This is a genomic window from Citrobacter arsenatis (assembly GCF_004353845.1).
In the GTDB taxonomy this organism is placed as follows: domain Bacteria; phylum Pseudomonadota; class Gammaproteobacteria; order Enterobacterales; family Enterobacteriaceae; genus Citrobacter; species Citrobacter arsenatis.
Map to the genome: position 1 here is coordinate 3,249,345 of NZ_CP037864.1, position 20,301 is coordinate 3,269,645.

Consider the following 20,301-nt stretch of genomic DNA (forward strand, 5'->3'; position numbering starts at 1 on the left):
TATAAAATGATAGAAGCAAACTAAATACTATACTTAGTAAGTATTAAGTGCTCTGCCCCAACACATCATGTTTTTTCACATATGATTTATTCACTTTAAGAAATTTCGACTCAACAAAATGCCATGAAAGGAATCCAAAAAAAAGTGACACAATGATACTAACAAACATTCCGAAATAAAATTCAAAGTGAAATTTATTTATAATAAATTGTTGCACAGGGAAAGAGTATATATATATTCCATATGAATAGTCAAATCGACCAGAAATTATTCTATCTTTAAATGAACAGCCGATAACTATCGTAATTACTGATAGTAAAATATACCCCAATACATTAATTTCATTTTTATAAGCGACAGAAAAAAGAATAGCAAATGATATCATTAATATATATTGCTTTATTTTTTTATCACTCCAATAATTTATCGTGAGAGCCATTATAGCCCCAGTAAAAAAGGATAAAGCTCTCACCGGGAACGCTTGTAAAACCACGCCAAAAAAAACTATTGCTGTTTTGTTGAAAAGTAAATAAATAGATATAGTAAAAAGCACTACGAAAGCAACCAACATTGCTTTTAAAGAATTTTTAAATAAAAAAAACACCATCCCCAAAAGAAGATAACATAAAAACTCAAGTGGTAATGTCCATAAACTATCGTTAAGAGAGTATGGGTGAATAAAACCCTCAAATATACCGGTGTGAGGCGGCGCACCCTGGATGGTTACAACGCTAATAATATTTTTCAGAATTGATAAATTAATATAAGAAGATAAGTCTCCCCACTTTAAGTACACGCCTAACACTAGATACATAAAAATCGCGCATGGCAATAACGCTGGGAATATTCTCCTTGCACGCTTTGACATATATGAAATAAACCCTTTACTTCTCATGCAAGATTTGGCAATCAAGAACCCCGAGATAGCAAAAAAAACAATAACCGCCACACCTCCGTAGGTACTCATGCCAAGAAAAATTGGTTCAGACATTCCAGAAAGAGAGTACTGATGGGAGATAATAACAGTAATTGCTGCAAACAATCTAATTATATCAAAACAATTATTCCGATGTTCCATACTTTTCATTTTACAATCTTCACTTTATGAATTTTTATATCCATCACAGACTCAGCGATGTCTTTTATAAGCATAGCGAATTAAAAACAAAGGTAAAACATGAAAAAAGAATTTAATAATCAGAATAATAAACCTCTTAAAACTAGCCTCTTTTAGTTTAAACATATACTTGAAGCGAACAGAGAACTCACTTATTGCTTTCCCAATTCCTCTTCGTCTTGAAAAAGTGCTATCATTAAGCCTGTAGTCCAGCAACACCTCAGGGATATTATGAAAACGATATCCATTCTCAAGGAGACAAAACCACAACGCCATATCTTCAGTAAATTTTGTATCTAAAGGGTAACGAATCCCATCTTTGAAAACTGAACTTCTAAACATCACCGTTGGATGTATAAATGGGCAACGAATTATACTGTATCTTTTAAGATCATCATGTTCGAGCGGTACTTTCTTCAATTCAAGTGCGTACTCACTACCAAATTCATGGCAATATCCGCCTAGTACGTCAATATCAGGTCTTTCCTCCATGAACCTAAACTGTATTTCGATACGGTTTAAGCGCGAGACATCATCCGTATCCATCCTTGCAATATATCGATAACCTCGAATTAAAGCCACATCGATAAGTGTATTCAGAGCAAAAGCCAGCCCCTTATTTTCTTCTCCACGCACAACATAGAAATTAGGTTCAGCTTCAAAACTCTCGATCACACTTTCCAGAGACTTATTAACCCTCCCATCAATATAGAGGTAAATATCTGCTTTCATAGTTTGAGAAAAAAGGCTAGAAAGACTTTGATGCAAATAATCTGGTTTTTCTGAATTATAAACACTCAGAATTATTGCTATGCTATGATTCATCCTAAGAAATAATCCATCTGATGAAACCTTAAAAAACAAAGGCTATGATTTCGACACAGCCTTATACTTGAACATTACTTTAAAATTCTGAGTATTTCTTCTGTTTTACTTCGCATAAGTTGCTCATCGCCGCGCGATTCCACGTTCAGGCGCACCACCGGTTCGGTATTGGAAGAACGTAAATTGAAGCGCCAGTCGACAAACGCCATGCTGATACCGTCCGTTCTGTCCACCGTCAGTGCCTCACGGGAAAAATGCTGCTCCACGCGTGCAATCGCTGCTGCCGGCTCAGCCAGCGTACTGTTTATTTCTCCACTCGCCGGATAAGCCACCATCCGGTCGCGGACCAGTTCACCCAGCGACTGTCCTTTCAGACACAGCAGCTCCGCCACCAGCAGCCACGGGATCATCCCGCTGTCGCAATAGGCGAAATCACGGAAATAGTGATGCGCGCTCATTTCGCCGCCATAAATCGCATCTTCATGGCGCATGCGCTCTTTGATAAACGCGTGCCCGGTTTTTGACATCACCGGCTTACCGCCTGCCGCCGTCACCACATCCACGGTGTTCCAGGACAGCCTGGGGTCGTGGATAATTTTCGCCCCCGGATTTTTCTCCAGAAACGCCTCCGCCAGCAGGCCAACAATGTAGTACCCCTCAATAAACTGACCTTTTTCATCGAACAGGAAGCAGCGGTCAAAATCACCGTCGAAGGCAATCCCCATATCCGCGTCGTGTTCAATCACCGCACTGCGCGTGTCGGCCCGGCATTCCGGCAGCAGAGGGTTGGGAATACCGTTGGGAAAGTTGCCATCCGGCGTGTTGTGAATTTTGATGAACTCAACCGGCACGCCCAGCGCCTTAAAGCGGGCCTCAATGGCGTCAACCACCGGACCTGCCGCACCGTTGCCGGAATTGAGCACCAGCTTCATCGGTTTCAGGTTGCCGGGATTGATGTAACCCAGCAGATGGTCGATGTAGGCATCGCGGGTGGTAATACGCTGATAGCGTCCACGTTTTGTCTCATCAACCGCCGGGAAGTCGTTGGCTTCCGCCAGCCGCTGGACGTCGCGCAGACCGGTATCACCGCTGATGGGCCGCGCCCCTTCCCGCACCAGCTTCATGCCGTTGTAATCCATTGGATTATGGCTGGCGGTCACTTCAATACCGCCGTCAATGCCCAGGTGGAAGGTGGCGAAGTAAATCTCTTCGGTGCCCGACATGCCGATATCCAGCACATCCACTCCCGCATCCTGCAGTCCTTTCGCCAGCGCCAGCTTTAGCGTCTCGCTGGTCAGGCGCACATCGCCGCCGAGGACAATCGTTTTTGGCTTCAGGAACTCGCCGTAAGCGCGGCCAATGCGCCACGCAATATCTTCATTCAGCTCTTCGCCCAGCCTGCCGCGAATATCGTAGGCTTTGAAACAGGTTAATTTTTTCATACCCTAATCATCTTTTCTATAACGTTCTTTTTGCCGAACGATGTCATCCTCTCCTAAATAATCTCCTGAACTAACTTCTATGAGATTAAGGGGGATAATTCCTGGATTCTCTAAACTATACGTGGCCCCAAGAGGGATATAAATTGATTCATTTGCAGTGACCAACATCGTTTTATCATTAAGAGTAACTTTCGCCGTCCCAGAAAGCACAATCCAGTGTTCAGACCGATGATGATGCATACGTAAAGAAAGCCCTTCACCCGGTTTGACTATGATTTTCTTAACTTTATATCGTTCGCCTTGATCAATTGCATCAAATTTACCCCAGGGTCGAAATACCTCACGATGTGCGATGTATTCTGACCGTTCTTGTGACTTGAGCATTTCAACTATCTTTTTGACATCCTGAACGTCAGATTTCTTAGAAACAAGTATTGCATCTTTCGTCTGAACTATAACGACATCCTCAACACCAACAGCTGCAACCAGTGCGGACTCTGAATAAATATAATTATTCTTGGTGTTATATGTCAGGACATCTCCTTTGCAAACATCGCCAGTATGTGTTTTATCACTAATATCCCATAATGATTGCCAAGAGCCAACATCGCTCCAACCGATATCAACTGGACAAACAATACAACGATCCGTTTTTTCCATAACGGCAAAATCAATAGATTCAGCAGGGCAATCCTTGAAGATTTCTTCTGGTAAACGTATAAAATCAAGATCACGATAAGAGGAAGAGACTACCTGCTCACAGATACTGTAGATATCTGGTCTATACTTCTTTAACTCTTCTAAATAAGCCGATGCTTTAAACATAAACATACCGCTATTCCAAAAATAATTTCCAGATGAAATATATTTTTCAGCGGTTAGGCGATCGGGTTTTTCAACAAAATTCTTAACACGATAAAACTCACCTTCAGCAACATTGGAAAGAGATAGTACATCAGTATCTCTTTCTATATAGCCATAACCAGTTTCAGCATATTCAGGCACAATACCGAAGGTCACAATACTTCCATTTTCTGCAATTGGTATTGCTTTTTGAATTGCATCACAAAAGATTTTTTCTTTAGTGATAATGTGGTCAGCAGCAAGTACCAATAGCAATGGATCCTCTTGCTCATTACGCTTCAGCGCAGAAAAAGCTGAAAGCGCAATTGCAGGTGCAGTATTGCGCCCACATGGTTCCAGAATGATATTATCGCGTAACTGATCTATCTGTCTTAACTGCTCAGCAACAATAAAGCGATGTTGTTCATTCGTGATAACTAATGGCGTTTCACAAGAAAGATTCGACAGCCGAAGTAAGGTTGTCTGTAATAGGGAGTGTTCACCCGAAAGTTGTAAAAATTGTTTCGGATAAAGCTCCCTAGATAGAGGCCAAAGACGACTCCCCGTACCACCAGCCATTACGACAGCGATTAACGGTACATCAGACATATTTGACATCCTTCGTTTCTAAGCCAATGACATGATTGGCATCATTTTGAAAATAGGCACGACTGTTTTCATGAACGTTCTCGCTACTCAACAATACCGCAGGCGCCAGCCAGCAGTATGCTTCGTGCTGCGCGTCGGGCAAACACAGGTCTTTTTCCTGTACTTGCAGACGAAAACCGAGCACCACGTAATGGGTCGAAAACTCCTCATTGGCGAAATTGTCGTTATAGAAGTGTTGCCAGACGCCATAAAACTTGCCAGCGGACAACGGTAATCGCAATCCCAATTCGCCTTCAGTTAGCCGTTCAAAGGCTGCACTCAATGGCTCATCCTTCTGTACTCGGCCACCAGGTACAAACCAATAGCCTTGCGCGGGACGGTTCAGCCGTTTACCTAAAAGAAATTCGCCCTGCGTGTTTTCCACAATCAAATCGATGGAGACAAGCGGAGTAGAACGAACGACGGTGACAAAATCGTCCTGAGACAAAAACATACTTACCCCCGGAATCGATGTTGATTCTCAAGGAACCAATGATATGTGCTGCCCAGGCCATCTTCGAGTGAAATGCCGAACTGCCAGCCCAATTTTTTTAGTCTCGAGACGTCAAGTAATTTGCGGGGAGTGCCGTCCGGTTTGCTCGCATCAAATACCACCTGTCCTCTGTAGCCCACCACTCGTGCGATTGTTTGAGCTAGCTCACGGATGGAACAGTCCACACCTGTACCAACATTAATGTGAGATAGCATTGGCTGGGTGTTTTCCTGCCAAACTTCGCGGTCCAATTCCATAACGTGAATACTGGCTGCTGCCATATCATCTACATGCAAGAACTCACGCATTGGCGTGCCGCTTCCCCACACAATCACCTCTGAGGCATTTTGCATCGTCGCTTCATGAAAACGACGCAACAGCGCCGGGATAACATGCGAGTTACTCGGGTGGAAGTTGTCGTGGGGCCCGTATAGGTTTGTCGGCATCACCGAGCGATAATCACGACCGTATTGGCGGTTATAGGACTCACACAGCTTTATTCCGGCGATCTTAGCAATAGCATATGGTTCATTAGTTGGTTCGAGCGAGCCCTGCAGCAGTTCACTCTCCGCCATTGGCTGTTTCGCCATCTTAGGGTAAATACAGGAAGAGCCGAGAAATAACAATTTGTTCACGTCGTGCAGATGCGCCGCATGAATAATGTTGCTCTCTATCATCATATTTTCGAAAATGAAATCGGCTGGGTAAGTGTTGTTGGCAACAATGCCTCCCACCTTAGCCGCAGCCAGATATACCTGATCTATACGCTCGGCGGCAAAAAAGTCTAAAACAGCCTTACTGTCGAGCAAGTTCAGTTCATCTCGGCTACGCAGCACCAGATCCACATCACCGCGTTGTTCTAACTGGCGAACAATCGCGGAACCCACCATTCCGCGATGACCAGCAATAAAAATACGTTGTCTGTTCATCGATTATTCCTGAGATAAACTGACATTAAATCCGTGAGACTTTAACAGAGAGTGTTTCTTCGCTGCCTCCAGATCTTTCGCAACCATTTCAGATACCATCTCCGAAAGTGTGATTTCCGGTTTCCAGCCTAGTTTTTCGTGTGCTTTGCTCGGATCACCTAGCAGAGTTTCTACTTCTGCAGGACGGAAATAGCGCGGATCTACAGCAATAATTACATCTCCCACCTTCACGCCGGGAGCATCATCGCCGGTAACTGAAACCACGATCCCCTTCTCCTCGACACCTTTACCTTCAAAACGTAATTCGATTCCCAACTGGGCTGCGGCCATTTCAACAAACTGACGTACGGAGTACTGCACACCAGTAGCAATAACAAAGTCTTCCGGTTCATCCTGTTGCAGCATCATCCACTGCATCTTTACGTAGTCCTTCGCATGTCCCCAGTCGCGCAGAGAATCCATATTGCCAAGATACAAGCAGGACTCTAGACCTTGTGCGATGTTAGCAATAGCACGGGTAATTTTACGGGTCACAAAGGTTTCGCCACGACGCGGCGACTCGTGGTTAAATAGAATACCGTTACAGGCATAAATGCCATATGATTCACGGTAATTCACTGTAATCCAGTAGGCATACAGTTTAGCAACAGCATACGGAGAGCGCGGGTAGAACGGGGTGGTCTCTTTTTGCGGAATTTCTTGCACCAGGCCGTAAAGTTCAGAAGTGGATGCTTGATAGAAACGGGTCTTCTTTTCCAGACCAAGGAAACGAATGGCTTCCAATAGACGCAATGTCCCCATAGCATCGACATCAGCAGTGTATTCCGGAGACTCAAAGGAAACTGCTACGTGACTCATTGCACCAAGGTTATAGACTTCATCCGGCTGAACTTCTTTCAGAATACGAGTAAGGTTAGAAGAGTCTGTCAGATCGCCGTAATGCAAATGAAATTTCGGGTTGCTGGAATGTGGGTCTTGATAAATGTGATCCACGCGTTCAGTATTAAACGAAGAAGCACGACGCTTAATGCCATGAACTTCATAACCTTTTTCCAGCAAAAGCTCCGCCAAATATGAACCATCCTGCCCAGTCACGCCAGTAATTAAAGCAACTTTCATTTTTTAAATAACTCCTTATATTATTAACTTAACTCACCAGGAAGAATGAAATTTCTAGAGTCCTGAACCGTTAACTTCTTGGGGGCAAAAACAATGCACCCAGGTTGGTAGCCTAAAGCTGATGCCCAAATAGAAAACGTACTATTAGATAATATCTTAGTTTCAGATTGTGCTAACAATAAAAAATCATCAAGCATATTGCCTTCGGAAAATGAATATTTTATAGCCATTTTATTGGCTATCTCAGAAGCATATTTTTTATCATCTGTTACGATAACAAATCGCTCTGCAACATTCAACTCTTTGACCTTAGCCAACTGTTCCAGATAATAATTTACATCAGCAATCCCACTGTATTTTGCAGTTAAAAAATCACCACCACGAATATGAACTGCGCAAATGCTCTTTTGAATTCCAAGATTGGTGTATCGGTAGTCTTTTTTCAGAACCTCAAGCATTTCATCGAAAAGACTTTGGTCAAGACAACTTTGGAAATAACCATCCAAGTAATAGTTTTGTGCAGGGATTATTTTATTAGCCACTCGATTAAAATTATAGTCACCAACAAACCTATCACTGTATTTTGCAATTGCTTTCATTCGGGGTAAACGCAACTTGAGAATACTATGATTCTTTATCGATGAACTAACCAATTTAAAATAAATTGGTAATTCATTTTTCCTTACTGCTTTATATTTTTTTAACTCAGAATCATCAAGTGCAATCAATGGAACCGTACTTTTTTTGCTAATAAGAAGTGAAGCGCCATATTGAAAGATCTGATTGCCTAGCCCACCTGCTAATCTGCAACATACTTTAGACATTGACACTCCATTTATTTATTTAATATCTTTTTTAAAGAAATAAGTAATAACATATAAAAAAGTATAGCAGCCATTAACAATAAAACGTCAATACTTGGCACCAAATAATACAAAATCAAAAAAACAATACACGTTGATGCATAGTATATTAATTTGTATTTATTTTCGTGCCCAATTACGAATTGCATTATTGTAAATGTCTTGGCTGAATATATAAAGAATGCTGGAATTGTATATATAAAAAGTGACAATGGTATATATTCGATCTTTTCCGTGGTTATATAAGATGAAAAGACCATCAGTGGAAAAACAAATCGCGATGAGGATAATAACAAGAAAGTAAATACCTTCATCGCATTTCGAGTTCTATTGTGAAAAAAATAAATCACACTGGTTGCAATAGAGAAAAAAACAACTTTTACAATGACATCGCCAATAGTAAAAAAAGACAAAAAGTAAAGTGATAGAGCATAGAAAAAAACTCTAATGATGATAATTCTGTAATAGTTATCGTCTATGTAATTATACAACTCACCAACAATTCTTAATGTTGGATTCACTTCCTTTTTTACCGTTTTAATATCATTTTCTACATATCCATTCTCATAAAAAATATATAAAATGGAGTATGTCAAAATAAAAACGGTCCCCAGAGATAAGGTTCTCTCCTCAACATCTAGCAACCCAAAATAAAAGAACAAAAAACAAGGTAAAGGTATTGTGAGTAAAAAACTAATAAATTTAGAAGAGGTCTTAATACGAGATAAGAAAGTATATCCGAATGGAAAATATATAATATATTTATTCATTAAGCATCCTTCTTAATAAAATCAACTTTTCGAGCATTTTCTTTAAGGCACCTATTCCATTTTTCTATATCTCTATCATTGCGTACAATAATATGAGAATGATCGCTCACTAAAACTAACTCTATATCTGTGTAGTTATCAGTAACGACTATTGTGGTTTCTGCTTTTTTTAATAAATGCAACAAAGTGTCTTTCTTTAAAAATAACAGATCCTTATTAATTTCGCCTGTGCACTTATTATTTAAAAAACCAATTGTTGAAGAATAATACTCGACACCTAGTTTTTGAGCAATTGCCCTTGCTACAGGTTCGATAGTTGCACTTGCGATCACAATTTTATACCCTTGTTTCTTATATTCCTCCATCAAAATATTTGTGCTATATATGCGATTCTCTTCTAGTTCATCTACGAATTCCCTTGCCCATTTATTGATATCATCGAATGAGAAATCAGATAATTGTTTTACCTGTAAAATCCTATAAACATCCTTCCTACTGAAGGATGAATATATTACATTCAGCGCACGCAATATATATGGGGCATTCATTATACTCTTGTTATACTTTATTATGTTTTTTTTAGAAAGCCAACGCAAAAATGAATATGTAGTATTGTCATGGTATAACGTACCGCATATATCAAAAACAGCCAATTTCAAAATATCATCCTCCTAAAACTGTCGTGAAAAAGGACCTTAGCTTATGTTCTTTCATCTCCATGAAGACATTATACTTATTTATTATTGTCATTTTATCAAAATTCAGCAGATTTGCTTCTCTAATTAAAGAGTTAAGTTTTACAGGGTCATCATTTTCATAAGTTAATAACTCATCCGCAAAATATTCTTCCAATTCAGGTTGTGAAATCCCACTCGAAATAACAACACAACCATACTCCAAGTACTGTAGTACTTTTGATGGAAATGAATAAAAAGAGAATTTACATTGCGACCGAAGTGGGTTAATGCTTATTTTTGCATCTAACAGCAATGAATTATAATCAGATTCATTAAGAAAACCCCGATAAGAAATTCCTAGCTCATTTGTACAGGTAACAACATGTTCTTTTAAGCCCCCATTACCGGTAATTACTAACTTATTTTTTATATCCGTAGGTAAATCAGTCAGAGCCTGTAAGAGTACTTCTATACCACCAACGAAATCTAATCTCCCAGTATAAATAATATTTTCTGGTGTTGAGCTAGGTTTAATTGTATTACCATTTCTAGAATTGTATCCATAGTCAACTATTGAATTTGCATCTTTTCTCTTAATTAGATTTCTGACATTTTCATTAACGACAATGAAATTATGCCCTTTTTTGAAAACAAAATTTTCCGAACACTGCGTTAAAAACCGCTTAAGAAAAGAAAAATCATAGACACTGTATATTTCCTCAACTTGAAATATAGTTTTCTTCAATATCCAAGGGAAAATATATGTGGGTAATATATAAACAAGGATATTAGCAGGTAATAAATTGTAGATCAGGACATACTTCCCTCTACCCATTATTTTAAATATAAGATAGAACATTAAAAAAATCGAAATAAACCCTTTTAATATTGCACCTAAAAAATTAGAGGCAACACAATATGTTATACACTGTTGCGTATTCGAAATATTATGTTTTTCGCGTTTTACGATTGATACATTTCTAGATTTAATAATTGAATATATTTTAAGTTCATTTCCATCTGGAAGACATCGGCAAACTCTATCAACTCTATGCCGCACCGAACTCGCAGCAGAGCTCCCTTCAGCACCCAAAGGATAATAATCACTTACTCTATAATATACTTCCATTTTTATTATACCTCCCGGTCTGAATATGCATAGTCGTAAATAGAGCATAACAGATCAGCAACATCATATTACCCTCAAGAACTACATCCTGACACATTACTATTAGTGTTAAAACCGACAAAAAGAAATACGGACTCTTAACTTTCCCATTTTGCTTTTTATATTTTAAATAGCTAAAGAAAAGAATAAAGTTAGAAAAAAGGAACATAATCAGGGGTATAAATCCGGCAACTCTGGCGCTATCTAAATAAATGTTATGATACCAGTTTCCAGAATACTCACTTGCATGCGGTGTAAATCCACCCATAGGTTGCATCAGGAATTTTGTGATTCCATCTTGTATAAGCTCAAATCTAGCTGATTTCAGCCCTTCACTTCCAAACCGTTCAAACACCAAATTGAAATACCTATCAAAAACTGGCAAATCTTTAAATATTAGAGAAAACGTAATTAGGGCACCAATGCTTATTAAACAAAACCAAATGGTTGCTTTCAGATTTATATTTCTACTGTATTGATAAAACAAACTAATAATTGCAATAATAAAAAACGTACGTCCACCAAGGAATATCGATGATAATAAAAGCAGAGGATATAATAATGTCAGAAAAATTCTTTTGTTAAACGTATTAGCTTTAAACGCAACTAATAAATACATAAACACAATAGCCAGTGAGTTACTTATTCCAGGCGAGTTAATTTCCTCATGACTAAATGGATCCAGCAATTTACCGTATCCATAAACTCCAGAAGGTTCAAGAAAACTATAAATAACAACAAATTCTGCTCTAACAAAAATACCGAGAATAAGAAAAAGCAACATTTCCTTAGCATTCTCAATATTATTAACTAATATTAGCGTTAAACAGACTATCATAAAGACAATATACATTGCATACTTTATGGGCGAGTCAAGATATAGCCTGGAGTATCCAATAATAAAAACACATAACACAAATAAAACAAGGAATAATACATTCCAACTTGTTGCGACACTTCCTGCGTATAATGATTTATTTTTATAGACTGTTAGGAATAGTGACAACATTAGTAAAGGTATAAATACAGAATATAAGCTAAAACCAGAGAAGAAAAAACTTAATAACAGTATGCTTTTATATACATTATTACTTTTGAATCGCATTCAATTATGTTCCTTTAGTTTTTTACTTACTCTAATTAATTCAACTATATTATCTTTAAGATCCCCCTGAAATAAATGTAAATAATCTTTTAAAACAGTCTCAGACCAATTCCACCATTCTATATCCTTTAATACATCTACATGCTGTGCAGAACAGCGGAATCGTTTAACGACAGCAGGAACACCAGCAACAATCGCATACGGCAGCACATCTTTTGTTACAACTGCACCTGCTGCTATGATTGCACCATCGCCTATTTTAACACCATCCATAATAATAGCATTGGCACCAACCCAAACATCATTACCTAAAATAGTTGTTTTTTCTTCTGCAAATTTATCTTCGTTTGTAAACGAGACACCACATTGTTTTCTTGAAGAATAAAAAATTGGATGTGTTGATATTAAAGACGTTGGATGAGCGCCAAGCCCTCCAATTTTTGAACCCATAGCAATACTGCAAAATCTACCCACCATAGCATTTCCTATGCTTGCTCCAACGGCATAGGAATATCTCCCAATATGTGAGTTATAAATTGAGGATTTTCCAGTAATTCTATTATTACCTTCAAACGTGGAATATTCATCAACATAAGATAGCAGGTCTATATAGATCCCCATACCATTTTTATTTATGTCTCTTTTTATCAGATATGATTTAAATCTATTCAAAAATCCCATATCAAGCCCCTTTTATCTTTCTTTTTACAAAAGAAATAACTCTGGCAAGTAGGCTTTTTTTGTTTCTTCTGAAATAGTCTATATGTGCCAAATAATAATCTTTACTTTCAATTAGAACATCTTTTCGGTTTAACTCTATGGGTTTATTAGCAATAGCAGTATCTTTATAAATGTCATCACCGTTACAGTTTTCCCCTGAACCATCGTGACCTATGTTCTTCGCCATTACTGTTGTCGGAAAAAGAGCCAACCACTTATTTGATGCTAGCGTTATATACCAGAAGATAAACCATGTATTAAGTTTACCATCAGCATTAAGTGTAGCTTGTTCAAAAAAATCAAATGCTCCATCAAAATTTATGTAATCTTTAATTTTCTTATCAGTTAGTTTAACTGTATTAATATCTTTATTAAAGCTCTGCCATCGATCTGCCCATGTAGCCCATCCCCAGCACAGCGGAATTCTTAGTAGGTAGGTTGATTCATTATTATTGGCCATCTTGACAGGATAGCTGCTACCGGAAATAGAGCCTACCTTTTTTACTTCCGCGTACATATCTAATGCGTCATTCATATACTTTAAGAAATAAGGTGATGTCTCTATATCATCCTCAAGAACAATTACGCGCCCAAACTTATTTACTGTTTCCGTTACGCCCTGAATTATACTTTGAGCGAGTCCAATATTTTTATCTTGCTTAACTATCGTTATACTATTGAATCCAGTTATAGTGTCAATATATTCTCGCACAGCCTGGACACCGGCATCATCCTTCTGGGCTTTTGCACCGTCTGAATAGATAATAAGGTCAGTATATTCTGCAAGACTATTCTTACTTAATGCCGTTAACATTTTTTTTGTATGCTCAGGTCGTGAATAGACAAAAGCGATTACAGGAGAATATTTTTTCACTTTCCGTTCCTGTTTATTACCTTAAAAAAAATAAACTTTTGAGTTGCATCAAGAAAATTCTTTTAGCAAAAAACAAATTAAATAGTATAGATGCCGAAAACTGGGACAATACTGCAGATATCGCGGCACCTTTAATTCCATAGTATGGAATTAAAGTTAAATTTGCTATGCCGCAAACGACAAGACCTGTAAGCGACTTATATAGAGTAAATGTTCCTTTCCTTTCATTAACAATCCATAAGCTTTGAGCCACCCCTAAGCAAATGAATAAATTTGTCACTACATGTATAGCAAGCACTCCAATTCCGTTGGTATAATTGGTTCCTAGCATAATTTCTATAATAAATGGAGACATTACTGAAATTATTAACGTTATTCCCCAACCAATGAAAGAAAACATCAGAAAAACATTTCCGATAGCTTTATAATACTCATGCTCACCCTCTCTCTTCTTTCTTGCAATATATGGTGCCAAACTCACTGATAATGTTACCGGAACAAAATTCCATAATGTCGAAAATTGCAATGCGGCCGCATAAACCCCTAATGATTCTTCACCTAATAGATTTTTTATCATGACCTGATCTATCCTCATATATAATATGATCGATAGTCCACTTACTAAATAAGGCCAAGACTCACTAAGTAATAATTTGCATTTTTCTACAGTTGCAGACCACTGATGTTTAGTTCTAAATTTTCTATACGCATAGGTCAGCGCTAACGCAGATAATAACGCATCTATGCTAAGTAGTAACGCGAATGCCCAGAGCGGACTGTGACATAATATTAGAACAACTCTCATTATATTTGTAATAGTGTATGCGCACAACTTTGCTATAACAGTTCTTTTACTCTGACTTTGACTTTGAAACCAAATATCAATTGTATCAGCGCATTGAAATACTAGTCCACCACCAGCCAATAAGGTTAACAATGCAAAATGGGCACCATTAAAAAAAGCAACCCCACCCACTGCCACGATTAAACATAAAAAACCAACACAGAAACGCAAAATGAGCGCGGTTCCTAAATTTTGATGTGCCTTATCTATATTATGAGCAATATCGCGTACTAAAATCGTATCCATTCCAAGCAATGCTATCACTTGAAAAAAACTAATGAGCGTAATTACATATGCCAGTTGACCATATGTCTCTGGCCCCAAATAACGAGCTACCCATACTCCTACAAGCAGACCAAACATTAATCGGACGAATTTATCAAATAAAAGCCACCCGGCATTTGAAATTATTTTCTTAATTTCAAAATTAACATTTATTTTTTTTGTAAGTTTAACCAGCATTCAAAACACCTGCGAAATTTTGCAATCTAAGTAATAAACCTACTCAATATTTATAGATTTATAAGTTTTCTGATTCTAATAGGCATGCTACCGCCCCTGGCTCGACAGCTACCAGTGCACTGCTTAAAATCTAAAAGGTCCGATCAACTCCGTTAGCGCTATCGCAAAGCTCTGAAATTTTTAACGCTAATTGTCTTACCAAATGCTACCAGAAACAAGGAAAAATCAACCCCATCCAGGATTAAACTTAGTAGGTTAACTCGTTGTTATTGGTTGTTTTTCATAGAAAAACGACAGTAACACCCCACAGCATAAAGCATAGACACAAGGATGTTAGCTGCCGCTATTTTTTCTGGCTTACCGTCACAAAGACCTGTAAATCTCTACTCGCTCAGTAGCTTCTCAATGCTCTTACGGAACTTCGGTCCTTCCTTCAGGTTACGCAGACCGTACTTAACGAATGCCTGCATGTAGCCCATTTTTTTACCACAGTCGTAGCTGTCACCCGTCATCAGCATGGCGTCAACAGACTGTTTTTTCGCCAGCTCAGCGATGGCATCCGTCAACTGAATACGCCCCCAGGCACCTGGCTGCGTATGCTCCAGTTCTGCCCAAATATCAGCAGACAGAACATAGCGCCCTACAGCCATCAGATCGGAATCAAGTGTCTGCGGCTGGTCTGGTTTTTCGATGAACTCAACAATACGGCTGACTTTGCCTTCGTTGTCTAAAGGCTCTTTGGTCTGAATAACAGAGTACTCAGACAGATCGCCTTCCATACGCTTAGCCAGCACCTGGCTGCGCCCGGTTTCATTGAAACGAGCCACCATGGCGGCGAGGTTGTAGCGCAGCGGATCCGCACTCGCGGTATCCAGCACAACGTCAGGTAATACCACGACAAACGGGTTATCACCAATAATAGGACGAGCACAAAGAATTGAATGACCCAGACCCAGTAACTGGGCCTGACGAACGTTCATGATAGTCACGCCCGGAGGACAGATAGACTGCACTTCGGCTAATAACTGACGCTTTACACGCTGCTCAAGCAACGATTCGAGTTCGTAAGAGGTGTCGAAGTGGTTCTCAACCGCGTTCTTAGACGCATGAGTTACCAGAACGATTTCTTTGATACCTGCAGCTACAATTTCGTCGACAATGTATTGAATCATCGGCTTGTCTACGATCGGCAGCATTTCTTTAGGGATTGCCTTTGTGGCAGGCAACATGTGCATCCCCAGACCTGCTACCGGAATAACTGCTTTCAAATTAATCATTAAGTCATTCACCTATTCAATTGTTGCTGAATTATAGCTTTTTAGCTTGTTTTAGCCAGTATGAATTACATTACTCTGATGCAGCGTATGTTACGCCGCTTAACTGCGGAATGCAGTAATCTTAATCCCAGACGGGTACAACTTTTGCCAGGAATGGTCGCAAAGTTACCTCCCCTGCCCCGGCAGTCGAAAATTCACCGCCTCGACATTGACGACCTGATGGTTTATACGGTCGATGTCAACTGAACTCTTCCCAGTTTCGTTTACTGCATGAACATTGGCCAGCGAGATCAATGTGTCCTGTTTGGCCATAAACTTGCCGCGCACATCCTGGCGCAGATCGAAGTGCATCTTAAGCGCGGGTCCTGTAGCGGAGTGCTGCATCACCTTGATGTTACGTAAAAAGAGATGCTGCGGTTGGTTATGTAACTCAAGCGTGGCACGCTTCATCTCCACGTTGGTGATAGCGACAAATGAAGTGGCATTGCCTGATGAGATTTGGATACCACGTAATTTGTATTCAAGTTGCGAATTATCCAGTTGAATATTATTTAATTTAAAATTTTGCGGAATGGATAAATATCGTCCTTTGATTACGCCATAGCCAATGAGCATGCCTGCGCTATTTTCCATATTGATATTATCAATAACGAAATTATCGCATCCATAAATAGCGACCGTCGCATTATCGATGCCCGCTTTCTTACTGAAATCCGGGGTGATATTTCGTGCAGTGATATTGCGAATGATAAAGTGTTTGCCGTTCTCCACATGGACTAGCTGTCGGCAGTCCGAGCCAGAGATATTCGCCACCACAAAGTTTTTTACTGCCTGTTCATCGGGATAGGTATTGTCATAGGTACTTCCAGCCAGCCCGATGCCGATGCCCCAGTTCACATTACCATTAGTACAGTTTATACGTTCAATGACATGGTCAGAAATGAGGATGTTGCTGTCGTTTATCGCCACATTCCACTCAATGGCATCGCCCTGAAGGTCACTAAAACGGCAATGCGTAATCTTTACGCCATCCATCCGGTTATGAAAGCCCTGACGCAGGATCCCATAGTTAGCGCGTGTGATGCTAATATCAGCGATGGTCAGATTACGCATCAGTCTTGCCGTTTTACCGCCGATATAGATTTGCGTTACGGGACCGAAGCCGCTCATGGCAATCCCTTTTATCACACAGTCCGATCCCCGCACATCGAGGGTAACATTCCTCAGGCTCCCGCCCTGCTCACCCATCACCCTGCATCCATCCTGCAGAACAAAGCGGCCACGGCCATTGCCGCTTATTCGCCCTTGCAGTACTAGCGTTTTGCCCGGGGGAATAACGATCGCGGTATTCAGATCCTTACATTCCAGTCCTTTTGGTACGACGACCGTTTGTCCTTCTTTGAACGCCTGCCTGAAAGAAGCGACCCAGTCCTGTGGATTGTAATCCTGAATGTTGACGCTGGCCGGTGATTCAAGCGCCCGGACAACGGGAGTATGCAATACGGCAAGCGCAGAGCCTGCCGTCAGAAAAGTACGGCGTGAGATTTTTTTCTCTGACATACAACCTCGAGTTACATCGTTTGTAGCAGGCTCGCTAACTGTTTATTGATCGCTAACTGATTAAATTCAGCTTCAATTTTTTCTCGGGCGCACTGCACAATCGGTTGTACCTGCTCACTGTCGAGCAGACTAAATGCCGCTAATCGCTCTGCCAGCGCCTGAGCATCGTTTTCCGGTGCCAGCCAGCCAGATTTACCGGACTCAACCAGCTCCGGTATACCGCTGTGGACGGTGGAAATGACCGGAATGCCCACCGCCATCGCCTCCATCAGCGCCACCGGGATCCCCTCCATATCGCCGTCCCTCCCGGTGATCGACGGCAGCAGAAATACATCTGCCTGCTCAAGCATTTCCTTCACCTGATGGCTGGGCTTAAAGCCGGGCATCTCAATCACATCATTGAGTTGATATTGCTCGATCAGCGTACGCAAACGACGCTCCCACGGGCCAATGCCAAGAATGCGATACCGAAATGAAACGCCCTGCTCTTTCAACTGGCGACAGGCTTCGATAGCGATGTGCAGTCCTTTTTTCTCGGTTAACCGGGCGACAGAGATAATCTCCAGCGATGCGGCCGGCGATTTCAGTTGGCGAGGTGTAAAACGCGTCATATCGATCCCCATACGCGAGACTGCGATTTTTTGTGGCGGGCACCCCATGTTTTTTAAACGTCCTGCCCAGAGATTGCTGATGGGTAACATCAAATCCCCGCGTTGAAACAACTGTTGATATTCAGGGGTGTAGTGGGCAAGCACATCCCGATGCGAAACATCAACACCGTGAAATACCGTAGCGATTTTTCCGCGGATCATCCCAAGCTCGCGCAGTTTGGCGGCCGTTACGCCTGCGGGGCCAAAATGAGCAATAAAGACATCCGCCTCAAACGCTCGCGGGTTCCCGCCACAAATGGCCGCCAAAATCAGATTGCGCGCCTCATCGCCATAGCGTGCTACATTGAGCGCTTTCCAGGTTTCTGCACGGGTAACGCCGTGCAGAGCTGCTGCTGCCCTGGATTTCAGCTTTGCCAGTTTGCCGTCCGGTTCATTCAATAACCAGCGCGTTTTTTCACCCAAACGATAGGCATTAAAGGAAGCATGCGTATTTTCAAGGTCGCCCTTCTGCAAAGCGACAATCTCCACGTCGTAGCCCATATCGATAAATGCGGTAATCTGATTTAATACGAAGGTCTCGGAGGAGAGCGGAAATTTAAGCAGGAAAAAGCCAACCTTCATTTTTCCCCCTCAATACGCGTTAAAACCGACTGCACCATACGCACCCCGCGTTCGCGTTCGCGCACAACCGCATCCCCTACCCGTATGTTCAGTTCGGGAAGTTGTCCGAGAGTATCGGCGACCTTGCCCTCCAGACTGCCATCTAAAAGATGGCGAATATCGACGGCCATCTCCGGTAGCCCCAGCTGTTGCATGATCCCGGCCGATTTATGCTCATAGTTAATGGCGATGGCAGGCGTCATAAAATTCATTGAGATGATGGCAGAGTGCAAGCGAGTCCCCACCGTCAGATCGCACGCACCGAGAATTATTCCCATCTCAAGGTCGTTGAGTTCATCCATCACCACATGATAACGACCCGGGTCGTTAACATACTGGCGCAGGTTCAACGCCACCATGCGATCATCTTTGTTGTAACTATCAATACCGGTGCAGGTTGACAGCGCAATGACCTGATAGCCTTCATCAAGAATGCGGTTTACGACTCCAGCAAAAGCTTGCTCATAGGCCTGCTGCGTTGTCCCCAGACGCTTATCAAAGGGGGCAAGTTCACGCAGAGTAATGGCAACTGTCTTCTGTTTAGTGACCATGTGTAACCAGTGCTGTACCGCATAACCAGGTTCAAAATCCTCATGATGGTTATCTACCAGCCAGGCCGTATCCACGCCTGTCTCGACTTTATCCGTGGTTATTGCGCTGCGCTTCATCAGTTCCAGACTGACGGATTCGCGTAAAATCAGCGCATTACAGCGGCCAAAAACGTAGTTCGCCAGTTGATTAAACTGCTCATCCTGGAACGGCCCCACGCTGTGACCAATCATGTACAGCGGTTTTTTCGCCATAAACGAACACAACGCATGTTCAAACTGCGGTACACCATATAGATCGACAAAAAACGATCCGCCGACCTGGATAATGGCGTCATAGCGCGACAGCAGACGCACAAAATCAGTAAATCCTTGGGCAATTGCAATATTGCGCAGATTACCGGAGTCAGTGACCCGCGAGAGCAGCACCTGATGCTGATAGCGACGACGCAGCACTTTCTTCACACGTCCCACGACGCCCGCTGCGTTATTGTGCTGCTTCATTTGCAAATACAGAGGATCCCCCATCACCGGGCGGTTCAGTAACCATGAGGAACTCACCGGATAACGGCTCATCACATCGACTTCAGTCTCGGGACGCAACGTGTTAATGGCATCCAGCAAACCGCGCAGGATCGCACTATCTCCCCGGTTCCCACAGGTATGGTTGCCCAAAATTAGTAATTTCATTCTGACCTCTTCTAATCATTGCCGGAGGGCGGCTGTCGCCTGTTCCGGCATGCAAC

18 protein-coding genes are annotated in these 20,301 nt (G+C 41.2%); all 18 read right to left on the minus strand.

Annotation, left to right across the window (positions count from 1 at the left end; translation table 11 throughout):
- Positions 1–43: 43 nt before the first annotated feature.
- Positions 44–1,087, minus strand: a complete 1,044-nt coding sequence (locus tag E1B03_RS16940; protein ID WP_133086610.1) for an acyltransferase family protein — start codon at positions 1,085–1,087, stop codon at positions 44–46.
- A 42-nt stretch (positions 1,088–1,129) separates the two neighbouring features.
- On the minus strand, positions 1,130–1,942 hold the full coding sequence (locus E1B03_RS16945) for a glycosyltransferase (protein ID WP_103771323.1): 813 nt from the start codon (positions 1,940–1,942) through the stop codon (positions 1,130–1,132).
- 74 nt (positions 1,943–2,016) lie between these two features.
- Positions 2,017–3,384, minus strand: coding sequence for a colanic acid biosynthesis phosphomannomutase CpsG (cpsG, locus tag E1B03_RS16950; RefSeq protein ID WP_133086611.1), 1,368 nt, complete (start codon positions 3,382–3,384; stop codon positions 2,017–2,019).
- Positions 3,385–3,387: 3 nt separating this feature from the next.
- A complete protein-coding gene (locus tag E1B03_RS16955) occupies positions 3,388–4,836 on the minus strand; it encodes a mannose-1-phosphate guanylyltransferase/mannose-6-phosphate isomerase (protein ID WP_042307508.1) in 1,449 nt (482 codons plus the stop codon).
- Positions 4,829–5,329, minus strand: a complete 501-nt coding sequence (locus E1B03_RS16960) for a GDP-mannose mannosyl hydrolase (protein WP_042307506.1) — start codon at positions 5,327–5,329, stop codon at positions 4,829–4,831. The genes E1B03_RS16955 and E1B03_RS16960 overlap by 8 nt, the downstream gene beginning before the upstream one ends.
- A 2-nt stretch (positions 5,330–5,331) precedes the next feature.
- Positions 5,332–6,297 carry a GDP-L-fucose synthase gene (gene fcl, locus E1B03_RS16965; RefSeq protein ID WP_103771325.1) on the minus strand — a complete coding sequence of 322 codons (966 nt, stop codon included), beginning with the start codon at positions 6,295–6,297 and terminating at the stop codon, positions 5,332–5,334.
- Between the two features lie 3 nt (positions 6,298–6,300).
- Positions 6,301–7,416: a GDP-mannose 4,6-dehydratase gene (gmd, locus tag E1B03_RS16970; RefSeq protein ID WP_042307503.1), complete on the minus strand. Its 1,116-nt coding sequence runs from the start codon at positions 7,414–7,416 to the stop codon at positions 6,301–6,303.
- Positions 7,417–7,439: 23 nt separating this feature from the next.
- The gene (locus E1B03_RS16975; protein WP_103771326.1) at positions 7,440–8,240 is read right to left on the minus strand and encodes an alpha-1,2-fucosyltransferase; all 801 of its coding nucleotides are present in this window, start codon (positions 8,238–8,240) and stop codon (positions 7,440–7,442) included.
- A gap of 808 nt (positions 8,241–9,048) precedes the next feature.
- Positions 9,049–9,708, minus strand: a complete 660-nt coding sequence (locus E1B03_RS16980) for an HAD family hydrolase (RefSeq protein WP_165955327.1) — start codon at positions 9,706–9,708, stop codon at positions 9,049–9,051.
- 4 nt (positions 9,709–9,712) lie between these two features.
- Entirely contained in the window at positions 9,713–10,855 is a 1,143-nt protein-coding gene (locus tag E1B03_RS16985) for a glycosyltransferase (protein ID WP_165955328.1), read from the minus strand.
- A complete protein-coding gene (locus E1B03_RS16990) occupies positions 10,839–11,999 on the minus strand; it encodes a hypothetical protein (RefSeq protein ID WP_133086613.1) in 1,161 nt (386 codons plus the stop codon). Before E1B03_RS16990 ends, E1B03_RS16985 begins: the two co-directional genes overlap by 17 nt.
- Entirely contained in the window at positions 12,000–12,680 is a 681-nt protein-coding gene (locus tag E1B03_RS26590; protein ID WP_103771331.1) for a CatB-related O-acetyltransferase, read from the minus strand. It abuts the gene before it with no gap.
- Position 12,681: 1 nt separating this feature from the next.
- Positions 12,682–13,593, minus strand: coding sequence for a glycosyltransferase family protein (locus E1B03_RS17000; protein ID WP_103771332.1), 912 nt, complete (start codon positions 13,591–13,593; stop codon positions 12,682–12,684).
- A 16-nt stretch (positions 13,594–13,609) separates the two neighbouring features.
- Positions 13,610–14,899, minus strand: a complete 1,290-nt coding sequence (locus E1B03_RS17005; RefSeq protein WP_103771333.1) for a flippase — start codon at positions 14,897–14,899, stop codon at positions 13,610–13,612.
- 383 nt (positions 14,900–15,282) lie between these two features.
- A complete protein-coding gene (galF, locus tag E1B03_RS17010) occupies positions 15,283–16,176 on the minus strand; it encodes a UTP--glucose-1-phosphate uridylyltransferase GalF (RefSeq protein ID WP_103771334.1) in 894 nt (297 codons plus the stop codon).
- A 165-nt stretch (positions 16,177–16,341) separates the two neighbouring features.
- Positions 16,342–17,736 (minus strand): colanic acid biosynthesis protein WcaM, encoded by a 1,395-nt coding sequence (wcaM, locus tag E1B03_RS17015; protein WP_133086614.1) that lies wholly within the window; start codon positions 17,734–17,736, stop codon positions 16,342–16,344.
- 11 nt (positions 17,737–17,747) lie between these two features.
- Complete coding sequence (gene wcaL / locus E1B03_RS17020; protein WP_133086615.1) at positions 17,748–18,968, minus strand: colanic acid biosynthesis glycosyltransferase WcaL; 1,221 nt, start codon at positions 18,966–18,968, stop codon at positions 17,748–17,750.
- Positions 18,965–20,245, minus strand: coding sequence for a colanic acid biosynthesis pyruvyl transferase WcaK (gene wcaK, locus E1B03_RS17025; protein ID WP_133086616.1), 1,281 nt, complete (start codon positions 20,243–20,245; stop codon positions 18,965–18,967). The genes wcaL and wcaK overlap by 4 nt, the downstream gene beginning before the upstream one ends.
- Positions 20,246–20,301 lie beyond the last annotated feature (56 nt).

What these genes read in the sequence shown, in the direction of transcription:
- galF (WP_103771334.1), bottom strand. Translation starts at nt 16,176, where the DNA reads ATGATTAATTTGAAAGCAGTTATTCCGGTAGCAGGTCTGGGGATGCAC.
- E1B03_RS16945 (WP_103771323.1), bottom strand. Translation starts at nt 1,942, where the DNA reads ATGAATCATAGCATAGCAATAATTCTGAGTGTTTATAATTCAGAAAAA.
- E1B03_RS17005 (WP_103771333.1), bottom strand. Translation starts at nt 14,899, where the DNA reads ATGCTGGTTAAACTTACAAAAAAAATAAATGTTAATTTTGAAATTAAG.
- E1B03_RS16940 (WP_133086610.1), bottom strand. Translation starts at nt 1,087, where the DNA reads ATGAAAAGTATGGAACATCGGAATAATTGTTTTGATATAATTAGATTG.
- wcaL (WP_133086615.1), bottom strand. Translation starts at nt 18,968, where the DNA reads ATGAAGGTTGGCTTTTTCCTGCTTAAATTTCCGCTCTCCTCCGAGACC.
- gmd (WP_042307503.1), bottom strand. Translation starts at nt 7,416, where the DNA reads ATGAAAGTTGCTTTAATTACTGGCGTGACTGGGCAGGATGGTTCATAT.
- E1B03_RS16985 (WP_165955328.1), bottom strand. Translation starts at nt 10,855, where the DNA reads ATGGAAGTATATTATAGAGTAAGTGATTATTATCCTTTGGGTGCTGAA.
- E1B03_RS16975 (WP_103771326.1), bottom strand. Translation starts at nt 8,240, where the DNA reads ATGTCTAAAGTATGTTGCAGATTAGCAGGTGGGCTAGGCAATCAGATC.
- fcl (WP_103771325.1), bottom strand. Translation starts at nt 6,297, where the DNA reads ATGAACAGACAACGTATTTTTATTGCTGGTCATCGCGGAATGGTGGGT.
- E1B03_RS26590 (WP_103771331.1), bottom strand. Translation starts at nt 12,680, where the DNA reads ATGGGATTTTTGAATAGATTTAAATCATATCTGATAAAAAGAGACATA.
- E1B03_RS16960 (WP_042307506.1), bottom strand. Translation starts at nt 5,329, where the DNA reads ATGTTTTTGTCTCAGGACGATTTTGTCACCGTCGTTCGTTCTACTCCG.
- E1B03_RS16990 (WP_133086613.1), bottom strand. Translation starts at nt 11,999, where the DNA reads ATGCGATTCAAAAGTAATAATGTATATAAAAGCATACTGTTATTAAGT.
- E1B03_RS16955 (WP_042307508.1), bottom strand. Translation starts at nt 4,836, where the DNA reads ATGTCTGATGTACCGTTAATCGCTGTCGTAATGGCTGGTGGTACGGGG.
- wcaK (WP_133086616.1), bottom strand. Translation starts at nt 20,245, where the DNA reads ATGAAATTACTAATTTTGGGCAACCATACCTGTGGGAACCGGGGAGAT.
- wcaM (WP_133086614.1), bottom strand. Translation starts at nt 17,736, where the DNA reads ATGTCAGAGAAAAAAATCTCACGCCGTACTTTTCTGACGGCAGGCTCT.
- cpsG (WP_133086611.1), bottom strand. Translation starts at nt 3,384, where the DNA reads ATGAAAAAATTAACCTGTTTCAAAGCCTACGATATTCGCGGCAGGCTG.